Here is an 18,182-nt window from a genome sequence, read left to right as displayed (position 1 = left end):
GCTTTTAATTCTACAATAATTTTCTTTTCGATGACTAAATCGGCGTAAAAAATACCAATGTTTTTACCTTTGTAGAATACCGGGAATGGACTTTGACTCTCATAGCTTATGTGTCTTCCCTTTAATTCTATACACATTGCGTTATGGTAAAGGTTTTCCATCAAACCCGGACCGAGTGTAGAATGCACAGTGAAGGCGGCACCAAGAACTTGATCTGAAAGTTCTTGGTAAACAAGTTCAGACATGGAATACCTCCTGATAATTTTCAAAACCGAGCAATCTTTTTTTTCTAAAAATATTGTGGCAAAGTAGATTGTATTGTGTATTTTTAGAAAATCTTGTGCGAAATAAAACTCACCGGGAATTGCCGGGGTCGCACAGGCGGTATAAAAGAAACAGTCGGAGGCAAGGAAGACGGTAAATGCGGTGATGGCCGCGACTCGCTACAGGATAAACCGTACGCCGATTCTAAAATTGAGAAAGTCCATCACGAACTTCTCGGCGAAAAGATAACCGAATAGCATTCCGTCGTCATTCGATGATCCGACGATCGCCGTTCTCATGAGGTCCGGATAATCGGTAAAAAACAACATGATATTGTGGTCGTAAAAAAACCTGAGTTTCGGAAAACTCGATACTTCCAGGTGAACGCCGCACAATTTAAGACCCATACCGGAAAGCCCGTCGAGTGAGATAAAAAGGTCTTCATGAAAAAAAAGGCGGAAGAAAACGCCGGTCTCGACTGCGAGACGAAACAGGGAATCCTCTTTGTTGAGATAATAGCCGAGTGAAAGAAAGACATGCATGAGCGGGGCTTCCCAATTCACGCCGTCCTTTTCGACTGGCCAGAAAATTTTCTTGAAAAACAATGTCGTCTCCAGTTCGGTATATAAATAATTGGGAATGATATAATAAAGAAACCCTCCCCCGAAATAGTCGAATTGTTCGAAATAGAGGTCGAAAGCGAACTGTGACGCCTTCTTCTGATCGAGGACCACTTTGACAGGCTGAGTCTCGACATAAAAATTTTTCTCGAGTGGATAATACCCCGAATGTTCTGCCCTGATCTTGTAGGTCTCCATCTGACTGCATTCGACCTTAGCCAGGCCCGTTTCATCGACCGTTACTTTTTCTATACCGTTTCCGTAGATGACCGTCCCCGGCTTCGCTTCGAAAACGACCTTGACCCCCTGTTCTTCGACGACCTCTTTTATGCCCGGGTTGTATTTGACGATTTCCTTTACTTCGACGGGCTGGGTGATCGCGCTGTACTGCTCGGCGACATCGACCAGGACATTTCTCCATAATATACGCGAGAGGTTGGGAATTGTTCTGATTTTCTCGTATTTCTTGTCCTCGAAAACGAATGTTCCGTTTCGGATATCATAGGAAGAATAGGTAACCGCCACTTTTTCTCCGGAGGCGTTTATATCGGCGGACAGCCAGCAATCGGCGCCCGATTCCCTCGAGCGGTCCGTTTTTTCGGAAGGCGAAAGGGACCGCTCGACGACCGGTTCGATGAGATTGATATCGCTGTCTTCGGATAACTTGATAAGCAGTGTTTGAAGAAAAATATTTTTTTCATCCTCCGTCACGTCCCCGCTTACGGTAAAAAAAATCTTGAGTTGCCGGGGAACCGTCGCGATTTCTTCCACACCGAACACATTCACTGCGATAAAGCAGCACACGCATAGCATGAGGCGTCTTGTGACATTCATCATCGTCTCCATTCACCCGTTCCGGGCCGTCTCCTTACTTTTTGCTTCCCCTTCGTTATTTCCACCACGGGGCCGTCCTCGCGATACGCTTCAAAGCGGGACTGAATATATACCGGTTCTCCCCATCGATGTCGTATGCTTCTGCGATGTCGGACATTGACGTTCTCATCTCATCGAGAATCTTTCCGTCGAATCCGACGCGCAGATAGGTACCGTCGTGTTCCTTCAGGATAAACCCGGCTCTTGTATAGAAAAAATGCTCGACGTCCACGTCATGGACCTCGACATAGCCGGTATAATCAACCGCTTTACTTTGACCGTTATTATCGGTAAAAAAATTCCCCATGGGTATCGTATAGATATAAACGGTATGCGGCCCGTTATCGTCACTCTGGAAGAAAAGAAAAACCCGCGGTCCATCATACTGATCGAACGCCAGAGATTCCAGGCGGCAGTCGCCGGGAAATCCCGTATAATCCGCGGGATCCGCCGGACTGTAAACGTACCAGCCCGAATCGAACGTAAGATACCTCACCATGCCGGTGTTATCGTCACTCCAGAGGTAAAAATTAAATACCCCATTTGAAAATCCCCAGTTCGAGGGATGGCCGGGATCATAAGGTGCACCGCTCGCGCCGAGATCGGGCAATGGCAGGGCTTCACTCATATTACCTTTGTCAAAATATATATTCCCGATGACAAAGTTCAAATTCATATCGATCGTCGCAAAGGTATCGAACTTTCCGTCAAAAATCATGCCGTCATCAAAGCCGAGTTCATCTGTAAAGACAAAGCATTTGTCCGCCTCGTCGTCCTCGTTGATCGTCAGGAAAACATAATTGTTGAACGAATGGATGCGGCTTTCGTAAAACCGTCCCAGGTAATCTTCCAGCGGAACGGAGTCCCCCATGAGGACGAGTTCATCCGGAAACGGGGTCTGAAAGAGAAGCTCGCATGAAAAAAACGAGATTAATAGCAAAACGAAAAATACATGGTATCTTACCATTTCATCATCACTCCTATCGAAAGCGTTACCGCCCACGGCCGGTTCCATCCGTCCGGCCTCAAACTGTTCGAAAAAATATCCTGGTAAAACCGTCCCCCCTCTTTGACATAGATGATGATATCCTCGAGATTGAGTTCGACGAATCCCCCCAGAATATCCCAGTAATAACTCGTGTAGACCGGAAAATCAGGAGCGGTATGAAAGGAGAAGACAAAGCCGAGCCCGGTGTACAGGCTTACCCTGAATATGAAATCCGGCGGAAAATAAACATAGCCGCCCAGGATGAAATTCAGATCGTTATGAAAAATCGACCAGGAACCCGGCTGATATCCTGCCTGCATGTAAAAATAATTATTGGCATGAAGGAAAAACCAGTCGGGAATTATATAGTAGCGGATTCCCAAACCAGCACCCAGAAACTGAAAAAAGGTGTACTGGATATCGGTGGCGAATACGGTTTTTTTTGCGAGTTTTTTCACGTGTATTTCCGCATCCTCGTCTTCGAGCCCTATTTCGAGGTCACTCATATGGTAGCCCTCTTTTATCATACCGATATGGAGTGTCGAGTTCGCCTTTGTCTCGATGAGGCACTCACCATCGGTAATACGGCCGATATAGGTGTCGGCAAGGAAAATATAGGCGTCCTCGTCGACGGATTTGAGGGTGACCGCGATCCGTTTACCCATTTCCTGCATTTCCTTGAAGGTGACATCCTCGTACACGACCACTTCCTTTGAGACCGTTCCCTCCGACACGGTATACGATTCCAGTTCCTTCTTTATTTTGGGGATTATTTCCTCGACCGCCGAATTGATCAGACTGGTCGCCGAAACCCCCGCCCTGCCGCTTTTCAAAACCGATACCGCGAGGCGTTTACTCCACAAATCATAGCACTTGATGCCGAAAAGAATACGCTCATCCTCGATCGTAAAAAAACCGCTGATAACGACGTTCGCCTGAATCATTTCTCCGAGTTTAAAAACGGCGTTTCCTTCAATGAGGTCATCGTTTCTTATCCCTTCGCTTCGCTGTTTTTGTTTCCACAACGCATCATCCAGAACGGTAAAACCCGCGACTTTCAATTCAAAAACCAGGGTTTTTTTTATGACGGATCCGAATATCTCCGCGTCTTTCGCGGACCTATCTCCGATCTGCTGAAGATCGAACACGCATATTTTTCTTTCAGCAATCCCGTTTTCCGGTCCTTCCGCGCAGAAACACACAAGTGCGGAGAATAACAGCCATGTCGCCAATAATACTATGTTAGCCTTCAATGTCGCTCCTTGTTCTTTCGTAAAATAGTAAAGAATCTATATCCCTCACTATACACGATACGACAAGAAATTCAAGAACCATTCAACGTCGCGCGCGGGGAAAAAACGGTAACGTCCCTTCTTTGGCCGGGAAATTAATCGATTCAGACATAGACCTCGACAATCACCGAATTCTTTTCCCCTGTGTATAAATTTATACCATTTATCTCCGCAAATCAAGCAGGGAGAGCATAATCGCGACTTTATAATGACATTCCCGCCAAAAAATAGTATTTTAGGGAATATCTTTGGATTCGTCACTGGACAGTTCCATGCGTATCGTGCTATATTCCAATTGACGAACGTTCTTTTTTATGGCAAACATTCATAACAGGGTGACCTTATTGCAAGGGAAAACAGATAAACAGATCTCTGGAAAAAACGAAGAAATTTCCAGGATTCTCAATAGGGTTTTTAATCATTTCAGGGAGGGTCATTTTGAAGAAGCGATAGACCTTCTGGAAGAGGCCCTCAAAATCGATTTTGAGTATTTCGGAGTGACCGCTGCTCTCAAGTGCGCAACCTTCTGGCAGGAAAGAAAGGAACGATTGGATGGTATAACGGGGACGTACGAACAGGGAGAGTTTCTGTTCGCACAATGGGAGTTGTTTTCCATTTTTTTGGCGCAGGTCGGAGAGACATCCGAACATTGCATCTATAATGTGAAACAGTATGTTTTCGGTCATGCCCTGCAATGTTTTCTGGATATTTTTCATAGGTCGGGGCTTCCCGACCCCGAATTACTTTTGAAAATAGGACGATGTTACAAGGTTATCGGTGATTATGACAAGGCGATCGAATATCTCGGCATTGCCAATCAGCAAATAGTCGGTTCAGCCGATATCATTGCCGAACTCGCCGACTGCTATTCCCTCATCAATGAAACGAGGAATGCCAAGGCACTATTCAGAGAGGCCTTTTTTATCGATCCTTCCCGCATCAACCTTCAGGCGATTGAGGCGGGCATGATTCAAAAACTCCTTGATAAAATCAGGGAACGGGACATACCCGAAGATGAAATCTCCGAATGGGTGGGTGTTTTCGGAACGATTTTCGGACTGTTCAGTATTACTCGGGAACTCCGACCTCTTGAGTTGGGAAAACTCAAGCAATCGATATATAATCTGGAAAAAGAGGTGCAGGAACGGCCGGAAGCGGTAATAGAAAAAAAACCAAGGCTGCTGAATCATTATTTCTGGTTGATCGATCACTTTATCACGACCGGTGACGATCAGTCGAAAATCGATGAGGTACTCCGGAAAATCAGGCTTCTGGACCCGGCTATTTATAACGAATATATTCAATAAAAGGATGGTATAATAAAGATGGCAGAGAATATGGTGAAAGTAATTAATGAACTGCTCAACAAGGAAAAATGGACACGGGCAACACTCAACAGTTACACGATAAACAATTTCAAGGAACTCGATGTTCTCATCGATAAGGCGGATTCGGAAGAAGTCAAAAGGGAAATCAAGGACATATGCGATGAACATCTCGTACACGCAAAAAACAGTATTATCGGACTATATATTTCGGGTGTTCTTTCCCTAAGGCAGCATATGGTCGATGATTCCCATCTTATCATGCTTATCAGCATTTTCTACGACAATCATAAATGGAATATTGTCGAGTTTCTCTGTAAACGCATCCTGGAGTTCGGTGCGAATAAATACGCACTCAGAACACTCTCCGAATGCTATATCAATACCAGTCAGGATGATAAAAAGTACGATGTGTGGGAAAAGCTCATTCTGGTCGATTTCGAAGAGGCGGAGATCGTCAGGCTTCTCGCGCAGAAAAAAGAAGAAGGAAACAATATCGAGGAAGCGATCAATTATTATAAAAAAGCCCTCTATCGATTCATCAACAAGAATATGTTTTCCAATGTGAAGGAAATCTGGTCACGCCTCGTCGAGTACTCGCCCGACGACATCGATTTCTACTTTCATATCGAAAAAAAAATCGCGAAGGCGTTCAGCGGAGAGAAATCGGCGTTTTTGCTCTCCGGTATCCTCCCCTATTACAAGGAGAAGGGGGACTGGGATATTATGCTTAAAATATTGAAATTGATCGTCAAATACGAACCGAAAAACTTCAGCGCACGGAAGGAAATTGTCGCCTGCTACAAGGAAAAATTCAAGAACCACAGCCAGTTACAGGAATATATACGGATATCAAACCTCAATCAAAACTGGAGAAATATTCACGACGCCATCAATGATTTCGAAAAACATATTTCATTCGATGAAGGCAACTATGTCTTTCACCGAAGCTGGGGTATCGGTAAAATAGCCAGTATTAAAAATGACATCTTTTTCATTGATTTCCCCAATAAACCGAATCACAAAATGTCCCTGAAAATGGCGGTCTCCGCACTCAAGAATCTCGGGAACGAACATATCTGGGTACTCAAGGCGACGATGGATCACAAGGAATTGAAAAAACGGATCATCGATGATATCCCATGGGCCCTGAAAATAATCATAAACAGCTTCGACAATGTCGCATCGATCAAGAAAATCAAAAGCGAACTCGTCCCCGACATCCTCACACCTTCCGAATGGTCGAAATGGAACAGCGAAGCGCGGAAAAATCTTAAAACGAATCCCTACTTCGGCAACCTCCCCGACACCCTCGATCTTTTCGAGGTGAGGGAAACGCCCATCTCCTTTGAGGAGAAGACATTCAACAAATTCAAGGCGGAAAAGAATTTCTTTCAGCGGTTGAAAACGATTCAGGATTTTATCAAACACGCCGAACCCGATTCCGATTTTTTCGGTGAAATGCTTGCGTATTTTACCGGATTTTGCAAATCATTTTCGTCCGTCACGGAACTCGTCATATCGAGTTATCTGCTCATTCAACGTGTCATCCAGCAATATCCGTATCTGAATCCCGGCTTCGATTACAATTTCAAAGATCTCTTTTCGAAAATAGAGGAGGTGAACGGTATTTTTTCAAAAATCGATGATGCGGAACTCAAAAAGGATTTTCTCGTCTACGTAAAAAAATATATCGATTCATGGGACGATATTTATATCAGTCTGTTTCATCAACATCAAACCAAGTTCATTATCGATGAACTTGTAAGCAATAACAAGACGGATAAATTAAAGGAACTCTTTCAGGCCGCGCTCAATCATTACAAGGAGTACAGGGAATCTTTTGTCTGGCTCGTAAAAACGATCAGCGATGAACCGTGGTTTGCCGAATTCGGATTCAATATCGAAAAACTTCTTATTTGTATGGTACACCTTCTCGACATCTCCTTTCGCGAAATCAACAACCGCCGTGATGTAAGCCTCAACAGAAAAATCAACAAACAGATTTTCGATTTTCTCTTTACCGAAAGCAAACTCATCAATTATCTCATGACTTCGGACGAGGAATCGATTACCAGACTCTATACCCTGGTCGATGATATAAAGGAGCTGGATCCGTCTCTTAAAATACAATTGCGGCATCATATAAAGGAAAAATATCCCGATTTCAAATTCCTCGGCGAACCGGTCATCGAAAAAGTGAAAACCAAGCGAAAAATTCTGGTCACAAAGGAAAGCTACACCCAAAAACAGAAGGAACTCAAACACCTGCTCGAAGTCGAAGTACCCAAAAACTCTGATGAAATCGGGGTGGCGATGAGCAAGGGCGATCTCAGGGAAAATGCCGAATACAAGGCAGCGCTCGAAAAACAGGAATTGCTCAACTCACGCTGCACAAAGCTTCAGGATGAGCTGCGGAACGCCCAAATTTTTGATGAAAACCAGATCGATACGAAGTCGATATCGTTCGGTACAAAGGTGAAATTAATGAACCTTAAAACGAATGACACAGAGGAATATACCATCCTCGGACCATGGGAATCAAACCCCTCACAGAATATTATCTCATACCTCTCCCCGTTGGGAATGGAAATCTATAATCATTCAGAATCGGACGAACTGAAATTCAGCATCAACGATCTTGAGTTTCATTACGTGGTGAGTAATATCGATAAAGCCAGATAGGGAGGTACGATGAGGAGAAATTACATTATTATCGTATATGTTGTCATCCTCCTGTCCGTTTCCGTCGCCGTCGGCGCAATCCCCCTCGACCTCATTATCATGGTCGATACGTCGGAAAGCATGGAAGCGTATTTCGATGATCTTGTGCATTTTCTCATCACCGGGATCATCGAAAAGAATCTCCAGAAAGGTGATGTGTTCCATCTTATACGGTTTTCCGACCGGCCTGTCCATGAAATGACCCAGACCATTACCGGCACCGAATCGATAAAGGCGATCGAAAGGGAGCTTTACTTTCTCAAGCAGAAGCTGCTTTTCGGAAGGTATACGGACCTGGTCGAGGCGATCCGATTCACCATCGAATACGCCGAAGGCCTTACGACGCAAAACAACAAGAAAATGCTGCTTCTCACCGACGGCATCCATGAACCTCCGCCCGAAAGCCGGTTCGCGCATATGGACCCCGAAAGTGTCAAAGCCGAGGTAAAGAAATACGCCCAATCGATCATCAGAAAAAACGGCTGGAGTGTCCATATTCTCCGCATTCCGCTGAACGGTACAGCGGTTGACGTGCAAAAAAGCGATGAGGTGGTGAAAGACCGCGAACACGTCGCATCCGGCACCCGGGACGATACGGGAGACGAAACGAAAGTTCGCCCCGAACCTTCCGGGGACACGGAGGGTGGCGACGAAAAAATAAAAGGCGACGATTCGATACTGGATATTTTTTCGGATAATACCGATTCGACGATCGTCGATTATAATAAAGAAGAAAAGTCGGACCTCCCGTATAAATCCGGTGGATTCCCCCGTCTCGAGTTTCCCGGGGATCTCGGCAGACAGGGAACAATCATCGCCATTCCGTTTCATATAGAAAATTTCCAGCATCGCGATATCATTATCAAACTCGTCTCCCTGGAAACGCACGGCAGGAATATTCTACACGGTTCCGTCTCCCCGAAAAGGGTTCCCGCAAACACCCGCGTTCCTTTTCGGGTACGAATAAAACTGCCCCCCGATTTCCCGAAAGGGCCCGCCGAGCTACCGATTAGTCTTACCTTCGGGGACGACAATAGAATCTCTCCCCGCGAAGGGGTTATCGGTTTTTATTATACCGGTGATGTCGGGGTCAACTTCATGCCCTTTGTAATCGAAAATTTTCAATGCATCCTGATTATCCTGATTATTATCGCGCTGCTCGTGATTCTCTTCGTGTTTATCCGCAAGAGGATTTTCGAAGGAATATTCAGTGATTTTATCCGGCCTGCTGAATGGGGAGAGCGTGCAAAACCGGGATTCATCGAGGGAGATACCCTTATCGAAATGAGGGTGAGTTTTCAAAACCCCCATATCGGATTCAGGAATATCCATAAAATCGATGAAAACAAACGACTTTCGGTTGGCGGCGGACTTTCATCGTTTCTCGTGTTCCTCATCCCGGTTCCCTCACATATCGCCGAAATCAGCTGCGAAAACGGGGTCTATGTTTTTACCCCGATCAGGGAAGAGTTATTTCCCGACCTTTCGGGGCCCGTCAAAAACTGCCTGAACAAGGAAATTCCGCTTGTGTCGTCCCATAATTACCGTACATATCTCGTCTTTACCAGGTATGAATCGCCGCTTCTCAAGCTGAACAGAATTCTTCATTCCGTCGAACAATAGATCTAGAGCATTTCAAGCGCGGTCAATGCTTCCTTTCGTACAACGTACACCGGATCTTCCTTCGAGAGTTTCTCTATCACGCTCCTGAGTTCTTTCAGGTTGTTTGCGGCAATTCCCCGAATTCCGTAGACGCGAATGGCATCGAGCGGATGGGTAATCAGCTTGGCGTAGACAGGTTTCAGCTGCTTCGCTTTTTTCGTCGAACAGACCCTTGCCGTCATTTGAAACGCTTTTGTTTCGGAAGCCCTGTTCGACCAGTCCCTTTCCAGCAGCTTCATAATACTCGAAAGCACACCGTCCACATCATGTTCCAGAAGGGTTTTGAGGCACGTCTCCCTCAACGAGAGATTTTCATTCGGTTTTAGATAGACGTCTCGAAGAAATGAGTAACATTTTCCGCTTCCGATTACCCCTAAAGACGTCACGGCAGCCTCTCTGACCGAAGGATCGGGGTCCTTTTTCACTTTATAGATGAGGATATCGACCGCCTTTCCGGCGTCCTTGCTTGCAAGAGCCCGCGCGCAGTGAAGACGTACCTTCGCGTTTGAATCCTTGAGTCCCTGTATGAGGAGATCGATGACGTCTTCGAGGTCGAATGAAGCGAGGGCCGAAGCCGAATACGCTTTGAGCAGCGCGTCGTTCTCCGAAAAGGCCTTTTTCAGGACCGGAATCGCCTCCTCATCCCCGATGTTTCCAAGCGCTTCGCACGCGTACATTCGCCACATCTTCTCCGAATATGTGTCTTCGACGATATCGAGGAGCATGGGAACAGCCGCCTCGGTTTTCAGTGTGCCCAATACCCTTATGATCGTCGACTTCCGTTTTTCCGGATATTCATCGTCTTTGAACCGTTCGATGAGATATTCGGCCTTTGACCTGTCGCCCATGGTCCCGATCGCGATAATCGCCGTTGTCGCGATCATATCATCCGAATGGGTGACAAATGATTCGATCATATCCGCGAGGCCCGGTGCATTGATCGCGGCGCAATAATCCAGAAGCGCGATAACGAGTTTATTGTCGAGGTCGTCCGATTCGGCGAGGAGTGCCAGCGCCACTGATTCGGCCCCCCTGTATGAAATATCGACAAAATAGTAAAGAATCGCCTTTCGAACGTCGGTATCCACGGATTCAGCGCACACGGCCACCAGTTCAGGATTGAGGGATGTCAGGCGGGCATCCTCGATACTTTCGATCACCTTGAGTATCTCATCGGATATACCGTAAAGGAGGGTATCGCGCCATTCGTCGATGACGGATTTCTCCTTCTTCCCACTGCCGGACTCACCCGCGCCTCCATTGTCGTCTCCGGAAAGTATCCCCGTAACGAGACAAAAACAGACGGCTGTTATCATGATATTTCTCACTTTCATCGTATCCTGAACCTTTCTTTGAGAATTCCCCGGAAAATGTCTATTCCGGTAATATAATAAAGGAAAAAAGTGACGCCGGCCGCAGCAATGACGGCACCAGTGACAAGAAGCCCGTTGATCGGGGAGTTGCCCGGCGTCCAGCAGCCCGATGTTAGAAAAAGATAAAGTATGATAACGCCGGACACTATCGCCATCGCGAAAGATGTCTTGAGGAGATTCCGTAGCAATCGTTTTCCCCCAAGCCTTTTGAGCCGTTTGCGAATACAGACCAGCATCACGGCAAATCCGGCGGTGAAAGCGATCGAATTTGCGACCGCGAGTCCGGTAACACGGAGAAATGTTTCCTTGAGCCAGAATGAAAGGGCGATGTCCAGAGCGACGACGAACAGGGAAATAATTCCCGGCGTTTTATAATCCTTCAACGAATAAAAAAAACGCTGGCAGAACATGAACGCCCCAAGGCTGAAAAGCCCCAGCGAATATCCCCAAAGAACGTCATAGGTCAGCAGTGTGTTTTCGACGGTGAACTTTCCGTGTTGAAAAATAAGCGCGATAATATGCCTTCCCAAAAAGCAGTAGCCGACTAATGCGGGGAGAAGAAAGATAAGGATGAAATTAAGCCCGTATTCGAACGTCGAACGAAGACCGTCGGTATCCGAGAGGGTCGCCTGCCTGCTCATCCGGGGGAAAAGGACGGTCGAAATCGATGACGTGATCATTCCGAATGGAAGCTGAAAGAACACAAGGGCGTTCCCGATCGCCGACGCGCTTCCGTCTTCTAGTCCGCTGGCGAATATCATGGCGACCTGCTGATTGACCGTGAATATCGATGAAGCGGCGAGTATAGGCAGCCAGAGCTTCATGACCTGTCTGAAGGCGGGATTATTGAAATGAATATCAGGTCTGAAATCATACCCCTCCCGGAAATAGTAGGGAAGCAGAAAAACAATCTGCGCGATTCCCCCGGCGATAATACCGGGAACCATGGCCATGATCCCGTACTCCGTGTGAAATAGAACTATCGAACCGATAACGGTCACGGAAAAAAGAAGCGGCATGATCGCGGGGGGAATAAAGATGTTGTGCGAGTTCAATACACCCATGAGAATCGCACTGATACTGACGAAAAGAATATATCCGAATATCCACCTGAAAAGGGTGACCGCGAGTTCCATCTTTTCCTTCCGGGGGAAAAGTGCCAGAACATTCATTATCTGCGGCGCGAAAACAATGGCGATAAGAACGACCGGAATCAGTACAATCAGCTGAAATGTAAATATGTTTCGTGATATTTTCCTCGAGTTTTCGCCCGTCGAATCGGTAACGAGGGCGGAAGAAAGCACGGGAATAAACGCCGATGAAAGAGCCCCCTCGGCAAAAAGCTTTCTCAGGTTATTGGGAACCATAAAAACGAGGTGCCATACATCGGCGAAACCATCCCCGCCGAAAAAATAATTGATGAGAACGTTTCTCACCACACCGAATAATCTCGTGGTAAGCGTGCAGATCATGACGATAATCGATGTAAAACCGGTCCTCTGTATTTTCGTTTCCTTTTTTACCTGTTTCATGGTATTTCCTCTCAACCGATAGCGTTTCCGCCGTCCCGCTGCCTACAGCACATCGTGTTACTTTCCCGTGATCCTGTCATATGTCTATATGCTTTCATTGTCGGATGGTGTGCGTATCCGCAATAACATCCCGAATCTGTTTACCGGATATTATACACCCGACCGCCGGTCTTTTCCATACGCGTTTAAAAACTCACGTTTGAATCGAAGAAACGCTCCCTTCCTAATTTCTTCCCTAATTCTTTCGATAAATGAATTGATGAAAAAAAGATTGTGAATCGAGGTGAGTATCGCCGCGTTGATCTCCCCCGTCTTGAAGAGGTGTCTGAGGTACGAACGTGAATAACGTGAACACGTATAGCATCCGCACGAGGGTTCGATGGGAAGCGTGTCGAATTTGTTTTTCTCGAGCCGTATGTTGAGCGGGCCGGATGAGGTGAATGCCAGGGCATTCCGCGCGGTCCGTGTCGGGAAAACACAGTCGAAGAGATCGAAGCCGGCACCGATCGCTTCGAGCAGGTATTCCGGCGTTCCCACGCCCATAAGATACCGCGGGCGGTCGTGCGGAAGCAATGCCGCCGTAAATCTCAATATCTCGCTGAACTCTTCGAAGGGCTCGCCCACGGAAAGTCCGCCGACCGCATAACCCGGAAAGCTGAGTGAGATGATTTCGCAGGCGCTCCGTTCCCGAAGGTCTCTGTGAAAATTTCCCTGAATGATACCGAATAAAAGTGACGTTTCTTCTCCCCCGCCGGCACGCCATCGCTCTTTACTCTGTCCGGCCCAGGCTGTCGTCATCGATACCGCCTCTTCCGCCTCCTCGAATCCGCAATCATGCGGGGTACAGATATCGAGCGGCATGATGATATCGCTTCCGAGGACACGTTGTATATCGATGACCCCCTCGGGCGAAAGCCTGTGATACGACCCGTCGATATGGGAACGGAAACAGACCCCGCCCGTTTCGATTTTTCGAAACGGTGCAAGCGAAAATACCTGGAATCCCCCCGAATCGGTAAGGATATTGTAATCCCACGACATGAAGCGGTGAAGTCCGCCCGCGTTCCCGATTACCTCCACACCCGGCCTGAGATAGAGGTGATAGGTATTGCTCAGGATAAGCCGTATACCCATGGCGTCGAGAACATCGTTCGTGACTGCCTTGACGGCGGCATTGGTCCCGACAGGCATGAAAAGCGGCGTCTCGACGGGAGATCGTTTCAGATCGAGAATTCCCGTTCTGGCATGTGATATGGTGTCGCTTGCAGTTATCGTGAAGAGTATGATACGTCTCCTTTCATGTAATGGTCCCGCATCATCGGGGCAGCACAGCTATGTTTTTGTGAGGCGCAACAACAATATGCCGATACCGCTGAAGATAACGAACGCGCTCCATGCGCCGGCCTCGGGAGGAATATATCCGTAACTTGCCAGTGTCATCGAAAGCATCTGGGTTACATAGTAAACGACGACGATACAGATCGAAAGAAAGAGACTCATCAGAAGGACATTCTTTTTGAGTATACCGCCGACGGAACACGAAATAAGCGCGACGATGATCGGTGTAAGTGAAAATGAGAACTTCTTGTAGTATTCGCTCAATGCGCTCTGATATGGTCTCCCCGCTTTTTTGAGTGATTCGATCCATTCATAGGCGTCCGTATATTCCATCTCATCGATATTCCTCGTCAATTTTTGAAAAACATCCGGTTTTTCCACAAAATCGGTTCCATCCATGTGCTGGACGGTTTGTTCATCGAACTGCCTTCGCTCCGCATCCCAGATATATATCCTGCATTTTTGAAGTTCCCAGTTCGTCCCGTTCCATTCCGCCGTTTCCGCTTCGATCCGCCTCTCGAGGCGGCATGAGGCGTCCCGAATGAGAATGGTAAGCCCGGAGAGAACTTTCTGTTTGTCATTATAAAAATTTGCCTGATAGACGATTCGGTTGTCGGCGGATTTAACCGCTACATTATGATCGCTTAAGGGTTCGGGCAGGTCGAGGGCCTGTTTATACAGGGAGTTTTTGGTTTTGATCGTATGGATCGCGACTTTTTCCTCAAAGAAAAACATGAATATGCTCAACAGAATCGATAGGACGATAAACGGGATCACGAGTCTGTAAAGACTGATTCCCGACCCGTATATTGAAATCAACTCGTTGTTCATATAAAAATTACCCATAGTGAATGTAATGGAAAAGAGAAGGCCGATGGGAAGCGAGTAGACGATACATTTCGGAATATAATAAAGCGCGATCAATCCGATTTCAGCCATACCGACATCCTTCGTCAGGTACCTGACGATATTGGAAAAAACATCCATAAGCTGAAAAACGAAGACAAAGAAAAATATCGTGCCGAAAAAGACCGGAAAAAATATCCGGAGTACCATCGCGTGCAGTGTTTTCATCGTTTGAACCTCAGTATGAACATGACGATACCCGCGATAAATACGATTATATTCGGCGCCCATATTACCAGAAAGGGTGAAAAATCAACCCGGTAGCCCGTTCTGTAGCTGACGAACAACATTCCCCAATAAATGCCCGCCATGATAACCCCGATCCCGAATCCGACAATTTTACCGCTTCTCCTTGCAAAGAGCCCGACGGGAAAGGCGAAAATGATAAAAATGACGCATGAAAAGGGATGTGAAAACTTTTTATGAAATTCCAGAAGATACATACGCAAATCCTGGTCCGATATCTTTTTAGCCCTTTCCTGATTCAATTGATTATACACATTCTCGAGATTATTTTCCCGCTGGCGGTAGGCGTCACCGGCGGCCCGGCCCCGCTCATCGGCATATCGAACCTCCTGAGCGAGATCGTAGAGAAGCTTGATCACTTTCTCCTTCTGTTCGACTTTTCGTCTGCTCAAGACCTCATTTTTTTCGACAATTGAAAGCCAGACATCAAGGGAGGTCATTTCCCGCGGCGTGAGTTTCAGAGAGGGGGGGGTAATGATATTTGCGACCAGAATATTGTAAATCATCTGCCGGGCAAAGGCATATTCATATTCGGAGGCGTCGTTGATATCGGTGATATGGCTGAACACGTCCTGCAATTCAAGCGAAATAACCCCTTCCTGTTTTTTTTGCTGGACAAGCAGCGCATCTTTTGCCGTAATGATTCGTTTCCTGTTGTCGTCCGTTCTGTCGATGATGATGACATCATCGATATGATTGTTCTTCACATTTCCCGTTATGATGACCTTGTCCTCATAATTCTTCGCTGTATACGGTTCGAGTTCCAGAGCCGGATTTCTTGAAAAAAGCGTCCGGTAGATTTCACTGCTCTTTATAAAACCGAGTGGAAGAAAATAATCGTTGAAAACAAACGAGACAAACGTAAAAATCAGGCTGATAAAGATAACGGGAAGAAACAACCTGAAAAGAGAAACACCTGAGGCCCTGAAAGCGAGGATCTCATTATCCGAGGAAAATCTTCCGATCGCCATGAGTGCGCCGACCAGGGCGCTGAAGGGAAATGAAAGTGAAATAATCTGGGGGAGATAGCAGACGAGCAAAACAACGACATCGAGAAACGGCACGTGTTTCGAGAGTATTTTTTCCGCCATAAGCAGAATATAATTGACAAAGAATATAAAAAAAAAGAAAAGGAAAGCGACGGAAAAAGAGGCAAGTATTTCCTTTAACATATACAGATATATGTGCTTATAATTTCTTTTCATATCCCATCAATCGATAACCATGAATCGAAATCGGTATTGGACACTCGGCACCGTCCATTGTCAAATGTATCAAAAATGACGGGCGCTGGTAAAGGGTACGGTGTTGTTTTTCATCCGCAAATACGACTCAGATACCGGTCGAACCGAATCCGCCCTCTCCCCTTTCAGTTTCGCCAACCTCCCGTACGGGAATAAACGTTGCCCGGACGACCGGCATAAAAACGATCTGGGCGATTCTGTCCCCTTTTTTGATACCGACAGGCTCCCTGCCCAGATTGATCAGGATTACCTTGATCTCACCGCGATAATCCGAGTCGATCGTCCCGGGTGTATTGAGAACGGTCAACCCCTGTCGAAAGGCTAGACCGGATCGCGGACGGATCTGGGCTTCAAACCCTTCCGGTATCTGAAGAAAGAGTCCGGTCGGGACCAGGGTTCGCTCACCGGGCGAGAGGACAATTTCTGGATCACAGGCCGCCATAATATCCGCGCCGGAGGCCCCGGCGGAATGGTAATGCGGCAGCATGGTGTCCTTGACTTTACAAACAACTTCAATTTCTTTCATCACTGTCATGAAAAGGTGAATCGTTCCCCTTTGACTTTACTGTTTTTGATATTCCCGAACGCAAGGAGATTGAAGTTATCGGCTTTGAGTATGTTTCGTGTCACATTTTCGATATCCTTAAGGCCGACACTTTCGATCATCCGTATCGAATCTTCGAACTCCAGAATCTTGTCGCTTATCAGATAAAGCTTGAAAAGGCGTTTCATCCTTCCTTCCATGTCCTCCCTGGCGATTATAAGCCCGCCCTTGAGATGGTTTTTAGCATCCTTAAGTTCATCTTCGGAAACGTGATTGGATAAAAAACCACAACAGACGTTATCGATTGACCTGATGAGCTGCGGGATCATGAGGGGCCTCGTGTTCGCGTACATGGTCCAGCTGATCGAATCCGAATGGATTGTTCTGAATGAGTAGATCGTATAACACAGTCCTTCTTCCTCGCGTACCATCTGATAAAGCCGTGAACTCATCGATTCACCGAATATCGTTGAAAAGAGAAGAAGCGTGTAGTAATCCTTTATTTCACCGCATGCAATATCGCATGTCCCTGCATAAAGGTGAACCTGTTTGAACTTCTCCCATTTACTTTTCCAGCTTGGTCTGCGAACCGGTTTGATCCGTTCTGCCGAGAACCTCCCGCCTCCCGCGTTCGCTGTGACGGACTCGATACTTTCCGTGACATCATCGATATCGAAATTACCGGAAACCGCGATGATCAAATTCGAAGGGGTATACCGCTCTCGGTAAAAAGCATCGAGCCTCTCCCGTGTTATCGATTTTACTTCGGGGACGGTCCCGGTAATGGACAATGACAGCGGGTGCGTCCCCCACATTTCTTTCAGGAAATACTCGTATGCGACTTCTTCCGGACTATCCAGTGATATCTGTATTTCATTGATGACGACATTCTTCTCTTTTTCGATTTCAGCTTCGGACAGCACGGAATGAAAGACAATATCACCGAGTACGTCAATTGCCAGCCTGATGTGATTGCCCGGGATCGTGCAGTAGTAGCAGCTGCATTCCTTTTCGGTAAATCCGTTCAATACCCCGCCGACCCTGTCGATCTCCTGGGCAATGGTAAAAGCGTTTCTCCTTTCGGTTCCCTTGAAAAGCATGTGTTCGAGAAAATGTGCATATCCGTGCTCGTTATCTTTTTCATCCCGCGAGCCATGAGTAAACCAGAAGCCGATCGACGCCGTTTCTGTCGTGGACACCTGTTCCAGCAGAAGAATCGTCCCCCCTTCCAGTTGTCGTATCAGGACCAAT

General features: G+C 46.7%; 14 protein-coding genes. 3 read left to right on the top strand and 11 right to left on the bottom strand.

The genetic code is table 11. The features are described 5' to 3' along the window. From JW881_14445 to JW881_14430, 4 genes are all read right to left on the bottom strand, one after another. On the bottom strand, positions 1-245 hold a 245-nt coding region (locus JW881_14445), incomplete at its 3' end, for a GxxExxY protein (GenBank protein ID MBN1698712.1). Between the two features lie 198 nt (positions 246-443). Next, a complete protein-coding gene (locus tag JW881_14440) occupies positions 444-1,730 on the bottom strand; it encodes a hypothetical protein (GenBank protein ID MBN1698711.1) in 1,287 nt (428 codons plus the stop codon). Positions 1,731-1,773: 43 nt separating this feature from the next. Next, positions 1,774-2,724: a hypothetical protein gene (locus tag JW881_14435; GenBank protein MBN1698710.1), complete on the bottom strand. Its 951-nt coding sequence runs from the start codon at positions 2,722-2,724 to the stop codon at positions 1,774-1,776. Further along, a complete protein-coding gene (locus JW881_14430) occupies positions 2,718-3,998 on the bottom strand; it encodes a hypothetical protein (GenBank protein ID MBN1698709.1) in 1,281 nt (426 codons plus the stop codon). Before JW881_14430 ends, JW881_14435 begins: the two co-directional genes overlap by 7 nt. 383 nt (positions 3,999-4,381) lie before the next feature. Here JW881_14430 and JW881_14425 point away from each other — a divergent pair, with 383 nt between their 5' ends. From JW881_14425 to JW881_14415, 3 genes are read left to right on the top strand one after another with little or no spacing between them, the layout of a single operon-like run. Further along, positions 4,382-5,344, top strand: coding sequence for a tetratricopeptide repeat protein (locus JW881_14425; protein MBN1698708.1), 963 nt, complete (start codon positions 4,382-4,384; stop codon positions 5,342-5,344). 18 nt (positions 5,345-5,362) lie between these two features. Next, positions 5,363-8,047 carry a transcription elongation factor GreA gene (gene greA / locus JW881_14420; GenBank protein ID MBN1698707.1) on the top strand — a complete coding sequence of 895 codons (2,685 nt, stop codon included), beginning with the start codon at positions 5,363-5,365 and terminating at the stop codon, positions 8,045-8,047. 9 nt (positions 8,048-8,056) lie between these two features. Further along, complete coding sequence (locus JW881_14415; GenBank protein MBN1698706.1) at positions 8,057-9,709, top strand: VWA domain-containing protein; 1,653 nt, start codon at positions 8,057-8,059, stop codon at positions 9,707-9,709. Between the two features lie 2 nt (positions 9,710-9,711). Here the strand turns inward: JW881_14415 and JW881_14410 are convergent, their stop codons facing one another. The 7 genes from JW881_14410 to JW881_14380 form a co-directional block, all read right to left on the bottom strand. Continuing rightward, positions 9,712-11,082: a HEAT repeat domain-containing protein gene (locus JW881_14410; protein ID MBN1698705.1), complete on the bottom strand. Its 1,371-nt coding sequence runs from the start codon at positions 11,080-11,082 to the stop codon at positions 9,712-9,714. Then, a complete protein-coding gene (murJ, locus tag JW881_14405) occupies positions 11,079-12,653 on the bottom strand; it encodes a murein biosynthesis integral membrane protein MurJ (GenBank protein MBN1698704.1) in 1,575 nt (524 codons plus the stop codon). The genes JW881_14410 and murJ overlap by 4 nt, the downstream gene beginning before the upstream one ends. A 150-nt stretch (positions 12,654-12,803) precedes the next feature. Then, positions 12,804-13,940 (bottom strand): tRNA guanosine(34) transglycosylase Tgt, encoded by a 1,137-nt coding sequence (gene tgt, locus JW881_14400; protein MBN1698703.1) that lies wholly within the window; start codon positions 13,938-13,940, stop codon positions 12,804-12,806. 45 nt (positions 13,941-13,985) lie between these two features. Continuing rightward, a complete protein-coding gene (locus JW881_14395) occupies positions 13,986-15,065 on the bottom strand; it encodes an LptF/LptG family permease (protein MBN1698702.1) in 1,080 nt (359 codons plus the stop codon). After that, positions 15,062-16,348: an LptF/LptG family permease gene (locus tag JW881_14390; protein ID MBN1698701.1), complete on the bottom strand. Its 1,287-nt coding sequence runs from the start codon at positions 16,346-16,348 to the stop codon at positions 15,062-15,064. Before JW881_14390 ends, JW881_14395 begins: the two co-directional genes overlap by 4 nt. A gap of 127 nt (positions 16,349-16,475) precedes the next feature. Beyond that, positions 16,476-16,913 (bottom strand): dUTP diphosphatase, encoded by a 438-nt coding sequence (gene dut, locus JW881_14385; GenBank protein MBN1698700.1) that lies wholly within the window; start codon positions 16,911-16,913, stop codon positions 16,476-16,478. A 5-nt stretch (positions 16,914-16,918) separates the two neighbouring features. Next, positions 16,919-18,181: an insulinase family protein gene (locus JW881_14380; protein MBN1698699.1), complete on the bottom strand. Its 1,263-nt coding sequence runs from the start codon at positions 18,179-18,181 to the stop codon at positions 16,919-16,921. Between the last annotated feature and the right edge of the window lies 1 nt (position 18,182).

The organism is Spirochaetales bacterium, from assembly GCA_016930085.1.
GTDB lineage: Bacteria > Spirochaetota > Spirochaetia > SZUA-6 > JAFGRV01 > JAFGHO01.
This window is presented reverse-complemented; position numbering and strand designations above follow the sequence as displayed.

Excerpts from the sequence above, each read along its gene's own strand:
- JW881_14440 (MBN1698711.1), bottom strand. The coding sequence starts at position 1,730 with ATGGAGACGATGATGAATGTCACAAGACGCCTCATGCTATGCGTGTGC.
- JW881_14435 (MBN1698710.1), bottom strand. The coding sequence starts at position 2,724 with ATGGTAAGATACCATGTATTTTTCGTTTTGCTATTAATCTCGTTTTTT.
- greA (MBN1698707.1), top strand. The coding sequence starts at position 5,363 with ATGGCAGAGAATATGGTGAAAGTAATTAATGAACTGCTCAACAAGGAA.
- JW881_14415 (MBN1698706.1), top strand. The coding sequence starts at position 8,057 with ATGAGGAGAAATTACATTATTATCGTATATGTTGTCATCCTCCTGTCC.
- JW881_14410 (MBN1698705.1), bottom strand. The coding sequence starts at position 11,082 with ATGAAAGTGAGAAATATCATGATAACAGCCGTCTGTTTTTGTCTCGTT.
- murJ (MBN1698704.1), bottom strand. The coding sequence starts at position 12,653 with ATGAAACAGGTAAAAAAGGAAACGAAAATACAGAGGACCGGTTTTACA.
- JW881_14395 (MBN1698702.1), bottom strand. The coding sequence starts at position 15,065 with ATGAAAACACTGCACGCGATGGTACTCCGGATATTTTTTCCGGTCTTT.
- JW881_14390 (MBN1698701.1), bottom strand. The coding sequence starts at position 16,348 with ATGAAAAGAAATTATAAGCACATATATCTGTATATGTTAAAGGAAATA.
- dut (MBN1698700.1), bottom strand. The coding sequence starts at position 16,913 with ATGAAAGAAATTGAAGTTGTTTGTAAAGTCAAGGACACCATGCTGCCG.